This window comes from Aromatoleum bremense (assembly GCF_017894365.1).
In the GTDB taxonomy this organism is placed as follows: domain Bacteria; phylum Pseudomonadota; class Gammaproteobacteria; order Burkholderiales; family Rhodocyclaceae; genus Aromatoleum; species Aromatoleum bremense.
Window position 1 is genome coordinate 4210764 of sequence record NZ_CP059467.1, and the last position, 14891, is coordinate 4225654.

Annotated in this window: 15 protein-coding genes; 6 read left to right on the forward strand and 9 right to left on the reverse strand. The window is 66.9% G+C overall.

Annotation, left to right across the window (positions count from 1 at the left end):
* Nucleotides 1–76 precede the first annotated feature (76 nt).
* Nucleotides 77–367 carry a BrnA antitoxin family protein gene (locus pbN1_RS19875; RefSeq protein WP_210147594.1) on the reverse strand — a complete coding sequence of 97 codons (291 nt, stop codon included), beginning with the start codon at nt 365–367 and terminating at the stop codon, nt 77–79.
* Nucleotides 354–644: a BrnT family toxin gene (locus pbN1_RS19880; RefSeq protein ID WP_169204201.1), complete on the reverse strand. Its 291-nt coding sequence runs from the start codon at nt 642–644 to the stop codon at nt 354–356. The genes pbN1_RS19875 and pbN1_RS19880 overlap by 14 nt, the downstream gene beginning before the upstream one ends.
* Nucleotides 645–757: 113 nt before the next feature.
* On the opposite strand from pbN1_RS19880, the gene pbN1_RS19885 reads away from it, so the two are divergent.
* The gene (locus tag pbN1_RS19885; RefSeq protein WP_244857046.1) at nt 758–1237 is read left to right on the forward strand and encodes a pyrimidine dimer DNA glycosylase/endonuclease V; all 480 of its coding nucleotides are present in this window, start codon (nt 758–760) and stop codon (nt 1235–1237) included.
* A gap of 73 nt (nt 1238–1310) precedes the next feature.
* Here the strand turns inward: pbN1_RS19885 and vapC are convergent, their stop codons facing one another.
* Nucleotides 1311–1712, reverse strand: a complete 402-nt coding sequence (gene vapC, locus pbN1_RS19890; protein WP_169204200.1) for a type II toxin-antitoxin system VapC family toxin — start codon at nt 1710–1712, stop codon at nt 1311–1313.
* Nucleotides 1709–1903, reverse strand: coding sequence for a type II toxin-antitoxin system VapB family antitoxin (locus tag pbN1_RS19895; RefSeq protein WP_169204199.1), 195 nt, complete (start codon nt 1901–1903; stop codon nt 1709–1711). The genes vapC and pbN1_RS19895 overlap by 4 nt, the downstream gene beginning before the upstream one ends.
* 288 nt (nt 1904–2191) lie before the next feature.
* Between pbN1_RS19895 and pbN1_RS19900 the strand changes: the two genes are divergently transcribed.
* Nucleotides 2192–2764 carry a YIP1 family protein gene (locus pbN1_RS19900; protein ID WP_169204198.1) on the forward strand — a complete coding sequence of 191 codons (573 nt, stop codon included), beginning with the start codon at nt 2192–2194 and terminating at the stop codon, nt 2762–2764.
* 482 nt (nt 2765–3246) lie between these two features.
* Here the strand turns inward: pbN1_RS19900 and pbN1_RS19905 are convergent, their stop codons facing one another.
* Nucleotides 3247–3618 carry a helix-turn-helix domain-containing protein gene (locus tag pbN1_RS19905; RefSeq protein ID WP_169204197.1) on the reverse strand — a complete coding sequence of 124 codons (372 nt, stop codon included), beginning with the start codon at nt 3616–3618 and terminating at the stop codon, nt 3247–3249.
* 18 nt (nt 3619–3636) lie between these two features.
* The gene (locus pbN1_RS19910) at nt 3637–3939 is read right to left on the reverse strand and encodes a type II toxin-antitoxin system HigB family toxin (protein ID WP_169204196.1); all 303 of its coding nucleotides are present in this window, start codon (nt 3937–3939) and stop codon (nt 3637–3639) included.
* 136 nt (nt 3940–4075) lie between these two features.
* On the opposite strand from pbN1_RS19910, the gene pbN1_RS19915 reads away from it, so the two are divergent.
* Nucleotides 4076–5587 carry a TIGR02677 family protein gene (locus tag pbN1_RS19915; protein ID WP_169204195.1) on the forward strand — a complete coding sequence of 504 codons (1512 nt, stop codon included), beginning with the start codon at nt 4076–4078 and terminating at the stop codon, nt 5585–5587.
* Nucleotides 5584–6831 (forward strand): TIGR02678 family protein, encoded by a 1248-nt coding sequence (locus tag pbN1_RS19920; protein ID WP_244857047.1) that lies wholly within the window; start codon nt 5584–5586, stop codon nt 6829–6831. Before pbN1_RS19915 ends, pbN1_RS19920 begins: the two co-directional genes overlap by 4 nt.
* 196 nt (nt 6832–7027) lie before the next feature.
* Here the strand turns inward: pbN1_RS19920 and pbN1_RS19925 are convergent, their stop codons facing one another.
* On the reverse strand, nt 7028–8197 hold the full coding sequence (locus pbN1_RS19925) for a transposase (RefSeq protein WP_169204314.1): 1170 nt from the start codon (nt 8195–8197) through the stop codon (nt 7028–7030).
* Between the two features lie 276 nt (nt 8198–8473).
* Here pbN1_RS19925 and pbN1_RS19930 point away from each other — a divergent pair, with 276 nt between their 5' ends.
* Together pbN1_RS19930 and pbN1_RS19935 are read left to right on the forward strand one after the other, a co-directional pair.
* On the forward strand, nt 8474–12646 hold the full coding sequence (locus pbN1_RS19930; RefSeq protein ID WP_169202094.1) for a TIGR02680 family protein: 4173 nt from the start codon (nt 8474–8476) through the stop codon (nt 12644–12646).
* Nucleotides 12647–12648: 2 nt separating this feature from the next.
* Entirely contained in the window at nt 12649–13845 is a 1197-nt protein-coding gene (locus tag pbN1_RS19935; RefSeq protein ID WP_244857048.1) for a TIGR02679 family protein, read from the forward strand.
* A gap of 103 nt (nt 13846–13948) precedes the next feature.
* Here the strand turns inward: pbN1_RS19935 and pbN1_RS19940 are convergent, their stop codons facing one another.
* Together pbN1_RS19940 and pbN1_RS19945 are read right to left on the reverse strand one after the other, a co-directional pair.
* On the reverse strand, nt 13949–14572 hold the full coding sequence (locus pbN1_RS19940) for a GNAT family N-acetyltransferase (RefSeq protein WP_169202092.1): 624 nt from the start codon (nt 14570–14572) through the stop codon (nt 13949–13951).
* A 6-nt stretch (nt 14573–14578) separates the two neighbouring features.
* A complete protein-coding gene (locus pbN1_RS19945; protein WP_169202091.1) occupies nt 14579–14839 on the reverse strand; it encodes an acyl carrier protein in 261 nt (86 codons plus the stop codon).
* Between the last annotated feature and the right edge of the window lie 52 nt (nt 14840–14891).

Consider the following 14891-nt stretch of genomic DNA (forward strand, 5'->3'; position numbering starts at 1 on the left):
TTATGTTACAAACGTGCCACCACAAGACTTTTGGGAAAAACGGGCTGAAACCCGCATGACTACTGGGGCGGGTTTCTCAAAAACGGGCATTTTGGGCCTGAACTGTCGAACTCGGGGGGCCAGCGGCACGGAAGGCGGCGAGGACGTCTCGGTCGAAACGAATCGTAGTCGACTCTTTGTCACTTCCAGTGGGCCGCCCACGTTGCTTACGGTACGCCTCGATTCCGGCCTGCATTTCTTCACGTGTCAGCGGCCGTTCGTCCTCGTTCTTGCCGTCCCAGACATACGGCGTCCCGGCTCGTACTTTCGCCAAGTCGGTGTTGCTTTCGCCGCCTTTGCGAGTGGCGTGCATCTCATTGGTTGCCATTGAAGTCCTCTTCGAGCCAGCCATGGTAAGCGCTCCTTTCCTCTTCACTCGCTGGTCGGAAACTGACAATCCGCAGGGCATCTTCGCGAACCGTATGCACCACCGTCAGCACTGCCAGCACATCGAACGACTGTATCCGCTGTTCGCTGCTTCGCGCACTCTCCACATCGAGGCGATAGGGGCTCTCCGGCACCATCACTGCATCGACGAAGACCAACCCATGCTTGTTGAGGTTGGCTTGCCGCTTGGCTTCATCCCAAAGAATGTGCGTGCTCATCGGCTTTATTGTGGTAACAGTAATTGTGGAAGTCAAGAATTTGCGTTACTACGCAAACCGAGGCATAACCCTGCGGTCCACCCGCCGCTACGCGATAAAGCGGCGCAGCGCCGGTGACCTCCACATTCGACACCCCCATGCGACTCTGGTCATTGCATCCAAGGTATCTCGACCCGCAAGGCCTGGTCGCGCTGTGGCGGGAAGCGCTTCTCGCCCGTGCCGTGCTGCGGGGCGAGACGAAGGGCTACCGCAATCATCCGCAGTTGGACCGCTTCCGCAGCCATGCGGCCCCCGTCTGCGCCATCAGCACGTATCTCGCCGGGGTGTATAGCGAGGCCGTCGCGCGCGGCTATTCGTTCGACAGCAGCAAGATCGACAGCGTGCAAGCGTGCGTGCAGTTGCCAGTCACGGATGGGCAAATCTCATACGAGTGGCGGCACCTGCTGCAGAAGCTGTCCAGGCGCAGTCCTGCACTCTACGAACATTGGCGCAGTTGTCATGAGCCGGAATGTCACCCTCTCTTTGTCGTTCGTCAGGGGCAGATCGAGCCCTGGGAGCGGCAATCCGACCCTGCGGGGACGAACGCTCGATGAAGCAAGCGCCAGACAATCCGGCCCAGCGGACAAGCAGCCAGCTGCGCTGTCTGCCTACCTCTGACCTCCGTCGTTAGATTTCGGTGAGGGCGGATCGGAGGCCCAAGTGCTCGACAAACGGCTCAAAGTCCCTGTCGCTGTACAGCAAATCCAGCCCGCTTTCTATGCATCGGGTCGCAATCACGGCATCAATCGTTTTTCGCACCGTTACTCCCAGAGCTCGCAGCGAACGAAAGTTCCTGGCTGCTTGAATGGCAATTTCTTGCCCTCCCAGGTCAACCACGATCAGCGAAGTCATGAGTGCTCTGGCTTTATTGAAGTCGCGCTCGCTCGTGAAGCCCTGCAGCACCTCGGTCAGAATCAAGTCCCCTGTGGCAATGGGTTCTACCCCAAGCAACGAGTCCAGTTTTTCCGTTGGGGGCGTAACGGTTCCCCGGAAATAGTCGATCCAAACGCTGGAATCGACCAAAATCACTTGTCCGTCCTCATCGCGTCAAGATCTCCCTGCCAGTCGAGCTTTCCGCGAAACCGGCGAATCTCTTCCTGCTGTCGAAGGCGAAGCAGCGTCCGAAGGCCAAGCTCCACCGCTTCACGCTTGGTTTTCAGTCCTGTTGCGCGAAGTGTCTCGTTCATGAGCTTGTCGTCAATCACGATGTTGGTACGCATGATGTGTATCATTCCATTACTATATACACATCGTAGTCTTTGGCGGCCCTCTGCGCAACCTCGTTCGACAGTGCCAAGATCGACAGCGTACAAACGTGCGTGCAGCTGCCAGTCACGGGCATCGCCCCGTTTTCGCTTCGGATTGCGGGAAGCGGCGATTGCCCCGCGTGCGTTCATTCCTTGCGATTCCAGAAGCGCCGAGTAGTATTCCAACTGCACCTGCTGGAATGTGCATCACTCGGCGCGCCGCGCGCCCCAGGGTCCAAACGGCATAAGGAGTAGAGAACCATGAATCTGATGCAATATCCGATGATGCTCTTTTCGACCCATCGCGGTTGGGACGATGTGCAGCGCAGGCACCCGAGTCAGAGGAAGCTGTTCCTGATGCTCGTGTTGCCGTTGTCGATCCTTCCGCCGGTGATGATTTTGCAGGCGGCATCGGGCGTCGGCGCTACCGTCTTTCCGGGCGCACCGTTCGGCGCCTGGATGCTGGGTGCGCTGCTGTTCTTCATCGCGGAGCAGATCAGCGTTCCGCTGATGGCCGGAGTGATCCGCAGGGGCTGCGTCGCCAAGGGGGCAAGCGGCGATCTGGGCGGCGCGTATGCGGTGGCGGGGATCGCACCGGTGCCGCTGTGGCTTTCATCGCTGGCGCTGCTCGCCGGTGAAATCTGGGTTGTCGTGCTCATCGCGTTCGCAGCGCTTCTCGCATCGGGTGTCCTGATCCACCACGGTGTCGAACGGCTGCTCGGCGTCGAAGAGGACGTGAATGCCAGCGACGTCGCGGTCCAGGTCATCAGCCTCGGCGTGCTCGCGTGGGGGGCCCTGGTGTTGGTCGCAGCCACGCCGCTGCTCCTGTCGTAGGGGAGCCTGCCGGGTGTCAGCGACCGGCATATAGGATCCACTTTGTGATCGGCGTATAGGAGCCAGTGTCATCCAGTCCTCGTCACCGGTGGCCCCGGCAGCGGCAATACGACGATAGCCCTGGCAAAGGCCCAGCGCGTCATAGCAGTGGGCCTGCCGCCGGGCCAGACTATGCTGTTCTCAGTTTTTCGCGTGCTTTCCGCTCACCTTCCACTGTGACAGCGGCCTTCCCCGAATTGGAGGCGGGTCGGCTTCCGCAGTACTCTTTTTCGAGGCCTGCTCGGCGTTCACTCATGTTACGGCCTGCATGCTCGCCAAGTTCCTTACAGAACCCTCTGCACTGATGGCTTCAGCCGCTTCGTTACCTCATCAACGGCCATACTTTTTGGACATTCCGCTGATACCGTAGGCGATACCGTCAACATGCCGTCCGGCTGGGAGCGGAAGTCGAGACAAGTGCATCTCGCGCCAGCATCATCAAGTCAGCCCGCAACGGTCTCGGCAATCAGAACCTCGGCCGGAATGCCCAGGCCTTGGTGCAATCTACGGATCATGCCCAGTGTCAAGGGGCGCTTGTGGTTCAGGATTTCGTAGACACGGTTGCTCCGGCCGATGAACGGTTCCAGATCCTTCACCGACAGGCCGCTTTGCTCCATCCGGAACTTGATCGCTTCGACCGGATCCGGCGCGCCAATGGGAAAGTGCTTGGCCTCATAGGCTTGCACCAAGGTGGTCAGGATATCCAGGCGGTCTCCCTCCGGGGTACCCGGCTCGGGGTCGAACTCCATCAAGGCCGAAATTTCCTTCAGCGTCGCCTTGTAATCGACTTCGGTATGAATAGGGCGGATGTCCATGTGGTCCTCCATGGTCACTCAGACCATTTCAACGGTTTCTGCGTCCACTTCGTCGTATTCCTTGTGGGTACCGACGAATTTCACGTAGACGATCTGCAACCTGTAGGCGATCGCCACGATCAACCGGTAGTCGTTGCCTTTAATGTTGAAAACGACGCGCCGGTTCTTGAGGATGCTGGCGCTGCCGTACTGCGCTTTGATGTCCGATGGCTGAGTCCAGGACGCTTTGGTCGCTTCCTCAAACCAGGCCTTCAAAGGCTGCTCGGCGTCCGGATGAAGTTTCCAGAAGTCTCGAAGTGTGGAGACGGCTATCACTCGCATCAAAATCACTTTAGTCCCAATTTGGGACTGGCGCAAGTGGCACCGGGGTGTCAACCCGGTAGCGGGAACGCATATACTCGACAATCGCACGCATTGTTGCCAACATCGGACGAAGAAAACCCTCAGAATCCAATCCATGCTATTCACGGGCACATCGGCCGAGCTGTTCCGACACGTCAGTGCGGACAAGGCCGGCATCTACCGCAGCATCATGGAGAGCTTCGCCGCGGCAAAACGCCAGTTCAGGCTCCACATGCGACCTGACGAGGTGCTGGCCGAAGCCCGGTGGACCGATGGCGTACCGAAGCTCGAAGAGGTGCAGGTCGCGCTCGCCCAACTCGTCGATTGGGGCAACCTCGAATCGCAACCCGACACGGCACGCGTAGCGAGCATCGGCGACTTCTACCGGGCCCGCTTCCTCTACCGCCTGTCGCATGGTGGCGAGGCGGTCGAGACGGCGCTCGCCGCCTTCGCCAAGGCGCTCGGCCGGCGGGCCGAGTTGCAGACCATTGCGCTCGAAGACATCGCCAGCCGGCTGAAGACCCTGCTCGCACTCGCCGACGCGTCGACGCCCGATGCGGCGAAGGTGCACGAAACCTTGCGCGATCTGGTGCGTGTGTTCGAGAGTCTGGCCGACAACGCCCAGGCCTTCATGGCGGGCATGGCGCGCAGCATCGAGCTGCAGCAGGCCGATGCCACCGCGGTGGTGGCCTACAAGAAGCGGCTGATCGACTACCTCGAACGTTTCATCGGCGACCTGGTCGGGCGCTCCGGTGAGATCGCGCAGCACATCACCTTGCTCGACCTGCGGATCGATCCGCTGCTGTGGGCGGCCGCGCAACGCGAAGCGCGCGACGCGGCGCCCGGCGATTCACTGGCGCAGGCCGACGCGCTCGCGCAGCGCCAGCAGGCCTGGCGCGAACGCTGGAAGGGCCTGCGTGGCTGGTTCGTCAGCACGCAGCATGAACCGCCGCAGGCCGAGGTGCTGCGCTCGAAGGCGCGGGCGGCGATTCCGCAGCTGCTGGCGGCGGTCGCGGCGCTCAACGAGCGGCGCAGCGGGCGCAGCGATCGTTCGGCCGACTTCCGCGTGCTGGCCGGCTGGTTCGCGGCATGCGCCGACGATGACGAGGCGCACCGCCTGGGCCGCGCCGCGTTCGCCCTCAACCCGGCGCGGCATTTCTCGCTGAAGCCGGGCGCCGGCCACGAACTGCCCGCCACCACGCCGTGGGCCGAGGCGCCGCCGCTGCGCATTCATCCACGCTTGCGCGAGTACGGCGAGGCCGCCCCGCGCGGTCCGCTACCCAGGGTGCGCGAGCGCAACGAGGAACGCGCCCTGCTCGCCCGCCAACTGGACGAAGAGCACCGGCAGGTCGACGCCGCACGCGAGCGCCTGGCCACGGGCCGCAGGATGCGTCTGTCCGAGATCGGGCGGCTCGACCCGCACGCCTTTGCGCTGTTGCTGAGCCTGCTCGGCGAGGCCCTGACCGCGCAAGCCTCGCCCGACGACGTGGTCGAGCGCCAAACCGGCGACGGCCTGCTGCGCATTCGCCTCGAGCCGCTGGATGCGCACACGCATGCCGAAGTGGCCACCGATGCCGGCGTGTTCGCCGGCCGCGACCACCACATCACGATCACCGCCACGCCATGACGCCGATGAAGTTCGACAGCGCCGCGATCGGCGAGCAGCAGGCCCGCCACCAGCGCGAGGAGTTTACCGGTGCGCTGCGAGCCCTGCTGATGACGCCGCTGATGACGCCCGCGCAGGGCGGGTTCGCCGCCGTGCGCCGCCATGCCGACGCGCTGCGCGAGTGGTTCGTCCGCGAGGCCGGCTGGCCCCTGCACATCGAACGCGATGCGGCGCGCCTGTACAAGCGCCCCGCCGATCTCGACGACGCGACACGCGGGCTGCCCGGCTACGAGCGGCGCCGCTACGTGTTGCTGTGCCTCGCCTGCGCGGCGCTGGAGCGGGCCGATCCGCAGATCACGCTGCGGGTCCTCGGTGACCGGCTGCTCGCGCTGGCGGCTGACCCCGACCTCGCCGCGCTCGGCTTTACGTTCACGCTCCAGGCGCAGCACGAGCGGCGCGAACTGGTCGCCGTCTGCAAAACGCTGCTCGAACTCGGCGTACTGCAGCGCGTGGCCGGTGACGAAGAGGGCTTCGTGCGCGGCGGCGCGGAAGGATCGGACGCCTTGCACGACGCGCTCTACGACGTCCAGCGGCGCCTCCTCGCGGGGGTGCTCGCGGCATCGCGCGGCCCATCCACGTGGCCGGCGGACGAAGCGCCGGCGACCCTCGAAGCGCGGCTCGCCGCGCTGGTGGCGGAACACGTTCCCGACAGCGACGAAGGCCGGCGCACGGCCCTGCGCCACCACCTGGCGCGCCGGCTGCTCGACGACCCGGTGATCTACTTCGACCGCCTCGATGCCGAACTGCGCGCCTACTTCATGAACCAGCGCGGCACCATGGCCGCGCGCCTGTGCGAAGCCACCGGGCTGGTGGCCGAACAGCGTGCCGAAGGCCTCGCGCTGGCCGACGAAGACGGCGAGCTGACCGACGTGGCGATGCCGGCCGAAGGCACCGAAGCGCATGTCACCCTGCTGGTCGCAGAGTTCCTGACCGCACGCACGGCCACCAGCGTGAGCGAGGCCGAGGTCGCCGCGTTCATCGCCTCTGCCCGCCAACGCTTCGGTAGCTTCTGGCGCAAATCGGCCCGCGAAGCCGGCTCCGAGCACGAGCTGGCGGCGACGGCGCTCGCACGCCTGCAACGCCTGCAGCTGGTGATGCGCGACGGCACCCAGGTGCGAACGCTGCCGGCACTGGCGCGTTTTGCGGTCGGCGAGGCCGAGATCAAGCCGGCGGCACCCGCCACCACCGGCAACCTGTTCGATTGAGATGAGCCTCTTGCAAAAGTCCGACTTCGGAAATGTGAAAGTGAGGCGTTCGCTCGCCGGGAGCGCGATTTTCGCATTGGCGGCGTCGGCAGGGCTTTTCGGCTAGGTCATTGGCATGGTTTTGCGATTTTTTGACGCAGGGAGTCCTGCCTCATTGATGGCAGTGATGTCAGGGCAGGCGTTGCGGTGCGCAGTGTCATTGTCGCAATCGCATCAACTGGTCGGCGGACAGCGCCAGGACACCGAACATCAGGTGCCCCATGACCTTGGTGCCGCCCTTGACCCGGACGGAGTTACCGCCGAACTCATCCTTGAGCCGCGCATTGCTGCGCTCGGCGACAGTGCGTTCGTTGTAACGGATCGCGTCGGCCGGCTCGAACGCCTCTTTCTTGCCGCCGCGCGGATTGTGGTCAATCAATGGGACATGGCCCAGGCTGCGGCAGTGCTCATGCAACTCGAAGCTGCAATAGGCGGCATCCATGACGTCGTAGAGATTGGTGACACGCTGCGCGCTGATCAGCGACAAAGGAATGGCGGCGCGGCTGTCGTGCATCGAGGCCGACGACAGCAGCGCCGCAATCGGCACGCCACAGTCGGCGGTGTCCAGGTGCAGCTTGTAGCCGTTCCAGCTGACTTTGTACCCCTGGGCATTGCACTTGGTGCCGCGGTCGCACACCGCGGGGATGTCCTCGAGCATCTGCGTGAGGCTCTGCTGGCGTTGGCGCTGGATGGGCGAAACCTTGGCGGGGGCACGGACTTCGCCGCGCCGGGGGCGGCCGCGTTTCTTCGCGGGGACCGGGGGCGTTGGCGCGGGGGTTTCTTCCTCGGCCATCAGGGACCATTGGGCCGCAGGCGCCGGTGTCGCCGCCGCACCCCTGGTGTGGGCCGGGCGCTCGCGTGCTTCGATCGCGGTGCCGTCGCGGCTGAGGTGCCCGATCAGCGCCCCCCCGAGGTGTTCCTTGATGAGCGCCTCATGCACCCGTTCGGCCAGACACCTCTCGGCAAACTCGTCGAAGGCGCGCGAGAAGGTGGCTTCGGAGGGCAGCTTCCGGCACGGCGGGAAGCCACAGATGCGCCGCAGCACACGATCGACCATCAGGCGCTCGATCAGCCCCACCGTGGTCGTCAGTCCCAGCACCGCCTTCGCCACGAAAGCGTTTGCCAGCCAGGCCCGCTCACAGGGCGGGCGCCCCACGCCACACCACGTCGTCGCCGTGAATTCCTCGATGCGCACCCATTCCAGGGTGTGGATGACCCGCTCCAGCTTCGGCGTCAGCGCCCCCACCTCGTTCTGCAACTCGGGCAGCAGTTCGTGCTGAATCACGTTCCAGCGTTGCAGGATCAGTTTGCGTTGGGTAGCATGCATAGGGCGGGCGTTATGATGTTTGGCTTGGTAACCGCATCATGCCAGAAATGGCCGCCCGCCCTCTCCGCCTTTGCCTCCCGCCGCAAAAAATCCCCCACGCAGAGCTCCTTTTGCAAGAGGCTCAGATGAAACAACCCCCACGCTCACTTCGTTCGAGGAGGGTCGGCTTTGCACAGCCGACCCGTTCGGCAGGCACGGCGCATTGCGCCGCGAAACCCCTGCCTCACCCCCCCGAGGGGGCTTCAGTCTCCTTGAGGCGGCTCGGCGGAGACTGAAATGACCTGCCCCTTGGATTCTCCGGATACCCTGATCGACCTTGCGCCCGCTCTGCCGGCCGCCGCCGCCCGCCCGGCACTGCCGGTGCCTACGCTGGCCCGCTGGCAACCGCTGCGACTCGGCCTCGTCGAGCTCTTTCACTACGACAGCGAGGAATTCTGGTTCCGCGACGGCCACCTGCTGCTGCGCGGCAACAACGGCACCGGCAAGTCGAAGGTGCTGTCGCTGACCCTGCCGTTCCTGTTCGATGCCCAGCTCAAGCCCTCACGCATCGAGCCCGACGGCGATGCCGGCAAGAAGATGGCGTGGAACCTGCTGCTCGGCAAGCTCGACCGGCGCATCGGCTATGCGTGGATCGAATTCGGTCGGATCGCCGACGATGGCGAGCCCGACTATCTGACCCTCGGCTGCGGACTCTCTGCCGTGGCGGCGCGGGCACAGGTCGATGCGTGGTTCTTCATCCTCGAAAGGCGACGCATCGGCGAAGACCTGTGGCTCACCAGCCCAGCGCGCAACGTACTTACCCGCGAGCGGCTGAAGGAGTCCTTGCAGGATCACGGCCAGGTGTTCGATACCGCCACCGCCTACCGCCGCGCCGTCGACGAGCGGCTGTTCCAGCTCGGGGCCGCGCGCTATGCGGCCTTGATGGACACGCTGGTCCAGTTGCGCCAGCCGCAGCTCTCCAAGAAGCCCGACGAAGGCAACCTCTCCGATGCGCTGACCGAGGCGCTGCCGCCAATGTCGGCAGACCTGCTCACCGACGTCGCCGACGCGCTGAACCAGCTCGAGGAATACCGCCGCGAGTTGCAGGATTACGAACTCCTGGCGAAAGCGGTCGGAACGTTCAACCAGCGCTACCAGCGTTATGCCGCGACCAACGCGCGGCGCCAGTCCCGCGCCCTGCGCAGCGCGCAAACCGGCTACGACGGCGCCAGCCGCAACCTCAACGAAGCGCGTGCTGCCTGGCAGGTCGCGCGGGACGCCGAGAGTGAGGCGCGCAGCCGCGCCGAGGCCGCCGAAGCCGCACTGCAGGCCGGCCGCACCCGGCTCGAGCAGTTGCAGGCCGACCCGGCGATGAAGGACGCGAACCGCCTGGCCCAGGCCGAACGCGACGCCCAGGCACGCGCCGCCGACCTCGCCACCGCGACGCGCATGGCCGGTGAGGCGGCGACCCGCTTCGAGCGTGAAGGCCGCGCGCTGCAGGAACGCAGCACACGCCGGACGCTGGCCGAAAAATCCCTCGCCGCGACGCGCGAAGAGGCCGCCGCCGGCGCACTGGCCAGCGGCATCGGCGAGCCGTGGCAGCTCAATCCACTGGCGGCGCTGCCGGCAGCCGAGGTGGCGACGCTCGACACCCTGCCCTTCGACACCGCCCGCAACGATCTGCGCCGCGCCACGGCGACGCGGCGCGAGCAGCTCGCGCTGGTGCAGCGCCGCGTCGGCGACGCGGTGCAAACCGAGGCGGCGCATGCCCACCGGCAAGAAGCCCGCGACGAACGCTTGGACGAGACCGAAGCCGTCGCGGCCCGGCGCAGCGCGGCCGACGCCACGGTCGAGGCCGAAGGCAGCCGCCTGATCGAGGCCTGGCAGGCGCACTTCGCGAGCCTGGCCGAGTTGCAGGTCATTGATCCGCCCTTGCCCGCCCTGACGCTGTGGGTCGGCAGCCTGCAAGGCGACAATCCGGCCCGCGCCGTATTGCTGCAAGCCCAGCAGCGCGCCGCCGACGTACTGGCACAGCTGCGCGCCGGCCACCTCACCGCGCAGCAGACACTGCGCGATGAACAGGTCGCGCTGGATGCCGAGCGCGAGCGGCTGGTGCAGGGTGAAGATGCCACGCCGCCGGTGCCGCCTACCCGTGCTGCCGACGCACGAACGCAGCGCGCCGGTGCGCCGCTGTGGCAGTTGGTCGATTTTCGCGAGCACGTCGGCGCGGCCGAGCGGGCCGGCCTCGAAGCCGCGCTCGAAGCGGCGGGCCTGCTCGACGCCTGGGTCACCCCCGACGGCCGGCTGCAGTCCGCCGGCGGAGCGCCGCTGCACGACACCCAGTGGCTCGAGCGGCCGCGCCAGGGCGCTTCCCTCGCCGCGTGGCTGGCACCGGCCGCCGGCGCAGCACCCGCCGACGTCGATGCCGCGCTGCTGACACGCCTGCTCGAAGGCATCTCCTGCGCCGCCGATGACGACGGCCAGGCCGAAGGCTGGATCGCGCCCGACGGCCGCTTTCGCCTCGGCGCACTGGCCGGGGCCTGGCACAAGCCGCAGGCCGCCTACATTGGCTACGCCGCTCGTGCCGCGGCCCGCGCGCGGCGACTCGCCGAGATCGCGCTGCGTCTGCAGGAGATCGCCGAGGCATTGCGGGCGATTGACCTCGACCTCGCCGCGCTCGCGCAGCGCCAGACCCGGGCGGCCGCCGAATGGCAGGGCGCACCGTCTGACGAGGCCTTACGCACCGCCCACGCCGACGCCGCGGCGCGCGAACGCGAGTTCCAGGCCGCCCGCAGTCGGCTCGACGAGGCCGAACGCCAGCTGCGCATCGCGGCCGACGCCTTGCAAACCTGCCGCGACGCCCTGGCGGCGGACGCGGCGGACCTGCGCCTGCCGACGACCACCGCGGCGCTGGATGCTGTTGGCGTCGCACTCGCGCACTTCGGCGAAGCCCTGCACGCGCTCTTCCACGCGGCGCACGAACTGCGGCTGGCGGCGAGCGAACTGGCGCAGCAGCAGGCGCGCAGTGAGGAAGCCGAGGCCGATGCGCGCCAGCTCGCCGAGCAAGTCGCCGAGCGCCGCCTGCAGGCCTTTGATGCGCAGGTACGGCTCGCCACCTTGCGCGAATCGATCGGCGCCCAGGTGGACGAACTCCACCAGCGCCTGCGCGAGGCGCGCAACGCAGTGACCGCGGGCGAGAGCCAGTCGAAAGCCGCCGGCGAAGCCTGGCGCGCGGCCGGCGAAGCGCGCGCCCGCGGCGAGCAGAAGATGCAGGACGCCGACGCCACCTTGCAGGAGCGCGCCGATGCACGCCAGCGCGCCATCGCACAGTTGCAGGGCTTCGCCGCCACCGGCTTGCTGTCCGCGGCGCTGCCCGATGCCGAACTGCCCGGCCTGGCTACACCGTGGACGATCGAGCCGGCGCTCACCCTCGCCCGCCGCACCGAGCAGGCGCTGGCGCACGTGGCCGACGACGACGAGGCGTGGACGCGCATCCAGAGCCAGATCTCGCACGATTACGGCGAACTCGGTCGCGCGCTGACCGCGCTCGGCCAGCAGGCGCAGGCCGACACCAGCGACTACGGCATGGTCGTCAGCGTCGTCTATCAGAACCGCCCGCAGCGCCCCGACCAGCTCACCGCCCGACTCGACGCCGAGATCGCCCAGCGTCGCGAACTGCTGACGGCGCGCGAGCGCACGCTGCTCGAAAACCACTTGCAGGCGGAGATCGCCGCCGAAGTACAGCGGCTCATGCAGGCGGCCGAGCGCCAGGTCGACGCGATCAACAAGGAACTGCACAAGCGCCCCACATCGACCGGCGTCAAGTTCCGCCTGCTGTGGCAGCCGCTGCCGGAGGGCGGCGAAGGCGCACCGGTCGGCCTCGAGGCTGCGCGCAAGCGGCTGCTCAACACCAGCACCGATCTGTGGTCGGCCGAAGACCGGCGGGTGGTCGGCGAGATGCTGCAGCAACGCATCGCCGCCGAACGCATGCGGGCCGACGCGACCGGCGGCAGCCTGCTCGAACAGCTCGCCCAGGCCCTCGACTACCGGCGCTGGCACCGCTTTCGCGTCCAGCGCTGGCAGGACGGCGAGTGGCGCCCACTCTCCGGCCCGGCCTCGAGCGGCGAACGCGCGCTCGGCCTGACGGTGCCGCTCTTCGCCGCGGTGTCGAGCTACTACAGCCAGGGGGGTTATGCCTTCGCGCCGCGCCTGGTGCTGCTCGACGAGGCCTTCGCCGGCATCGACGATGCCGCCCGCGCGCACTGCATGGGCCTGATCCACGAGTTCGACCTCGATTTCGTCATCACCAGCGAGCGCGAGTGGGCCTGCTACGCGGAGCTGCCGGGCGTGGCGATCTGCCAGCTGCAGCGGCGCGAAGGGGTCGATGCGGTGCATGTTTCCCGCTGGACCTGGGATGGTCGCGCCCGGCGGCGTGAAGACGACCCGGATCGACGCTTTCCGCCTGAATGACCATGGACGCCCGCCTGCAACGGCTGCTCGGCGGCGAAACCCTCGCGGGGCTGCGCAAGCGGCTGCGCCAACGCTATGAGCGCGGCGCACCGGCCGACATCTTGCGTCTGGGCGCGCTGAGCGAAGCCGAACATGCCGCCCTCGCGGCGCTCGCCGGCCGCCCGGCGCGCCATGTGCGGTCGATGCAGATCGACGTGGCGCGGATCGACGCCGCGCTCGCCCGGGCGGGTCTCGCCTTGTCCTTGCGCGATGCCCTCGAGCAGCTCGACGGACCGATCATCGACACGGCGGCCCAACGCCTGCGGGTTCGCTCGCAATGGCAGCAGGTGGTCGAGGGCTGCGAACACCCCGGCTTGCGTTCGGCGCTCCAGACATCCATCGGGCTCGGACTCTTGAAGCGCTTGTGTGCCAGCCTGTCCGAGGCCGGCACCCGCCTGGTCCTCGACGCCGATCAAGTGTTGCGGCGGCTGCCCGCAGCGGGCATGCCGCGGGCGCAGCTGGCCGTTGCCGCGCTCGGTGATGCGCACGCACTCGACGCCGGCAGCCCGGTCGGCACGCTGGTCCTCGCGGCGCTACGCCATGGGGCCGCAGCCCCTAACGACAAGGACGGCGACGGCGAACGGGCACGGGACCTGTGGGCCGCGGCCGGCGTGCTGGTCAACGAACTGGCACGACCGGCGCTGGCCCTCAACCTCCCCGGGCCGACGTGCGCCGGATCGGGCGAACCGGCCTATCTCTCGCTGCGCTGCCTGGTACGATCGCCACCGGCTTGGGCTGTCATGGATCGCCCGGTCTTCGTCTGCGAGAACCCGAACCTGCTCGCGATCGCCGCTGACCAGCTGGGGCCGCGCTGTGCACCGCTGGTGTGCACCGACGGCATGCCGGCTGCAGCCCAGCGCACCCTGCTCACGCAATTGCGTGCCGCCGGAGCGATGCTGCATTACCACGGCGATTTCGACTGGCCGGGCCTGCGCATCGGCAACTACATGGTCCGCGAGCACGAAGCCCGGCCGTGGCGCTTTTCGACCGCCGACTATCTCGCCGCCGTCGTCGGCGCGCCACGCCCAGGTCGCACCCTCGACGACGCCGCCGTCAGCGCGCTGTGGGACGACACACTCGCGGGCGCGATGCTCACCAAACGGCTGGCGATCGACGAGGAAGGGCTCGCCGACGTGCTGCTCGACGACCTGCGCCACTGATTCCAGTTCGACGACGGTCTGCGCGGACAGGCCCGCAAACACCTCGTCGGTCGTGATCGGCATGTCGTCCATGACATCGGTCCTTCGGCGCACTCGGGGCTGGTCAGGCATGCTGCGGTCCAATGTCGCCGTTTCGCGGCCCGCCTGCCCGCTCTCTGGCCTGCTGGGGTGTTTCCCCTTTGGTCATCGGCTGACCCGGCTGCAAGGCCCGCCACACGTGGATCGTCTGGGGATCGTCGGTCACGCGGTGAGCCTCGAATCCGAGCTGGCCGGCAAACTTGAGCATCTTGTGGTTGGAGGCCAGAACGAAGCCTTCCATGCTCTTCAGCCCCCGCGCTCGCGCGGCGTCCATCAGTGCGAGCATCAGCACGCCCGCCACGCCGCTGCCTTGCCAGGCATCATCGACCGCTACGGCGAACTCGCAGCTGTCTGCGGTCGGTCCGACGACATAGCGGGCCACGCCGACCTCGACTTCGCAGCCGTCGCGGCGTACCACCGCCACCAGAGCGAGATGGTGCTCGTAGTCGATCTCCGTCAGGTATTTCAGCTTGCTGGCAGGCAGCTCCGTTAGGGTGACCATGAAGCGCGCGTAGCGCGAGTCGCGCGACAGGTGGCGCACGAAATCCTGCTCCATGGGTGTGTCCTCGCGACGGATCGGACGGATCGTGACCTGACTGCCATCGAAGAGGGTGCGCTCGTGAATCAGTTCGGCAGGATAGTCGGCCATGGTGTCTTACTCGTGGCGCGCCTGCGCCAGTCGGGCGCCCAGGTATGCGACGATCTCGTCCAGGCTCGTCAGCCGACCGTAATCGGCCTCGGGGATGTCCACGCCGAGCCGCTCGTGCAGCCCGGCAATCACGTTCAGCCAGTCCATTGAATCGAGGTCGAGCTGAACGCGCAGCGGGCGATCCGTCCGGATGCCGCCGGTGTCCAGATTGGGCGCAATGGTCTCGTGACTTGCCAGCACCGCAGCACGAATCTCTTCCGCTCTCATGGTCTCTCCTCGCATTGCAGGATAGACGGGCCGCCATTACTTGACATACTTT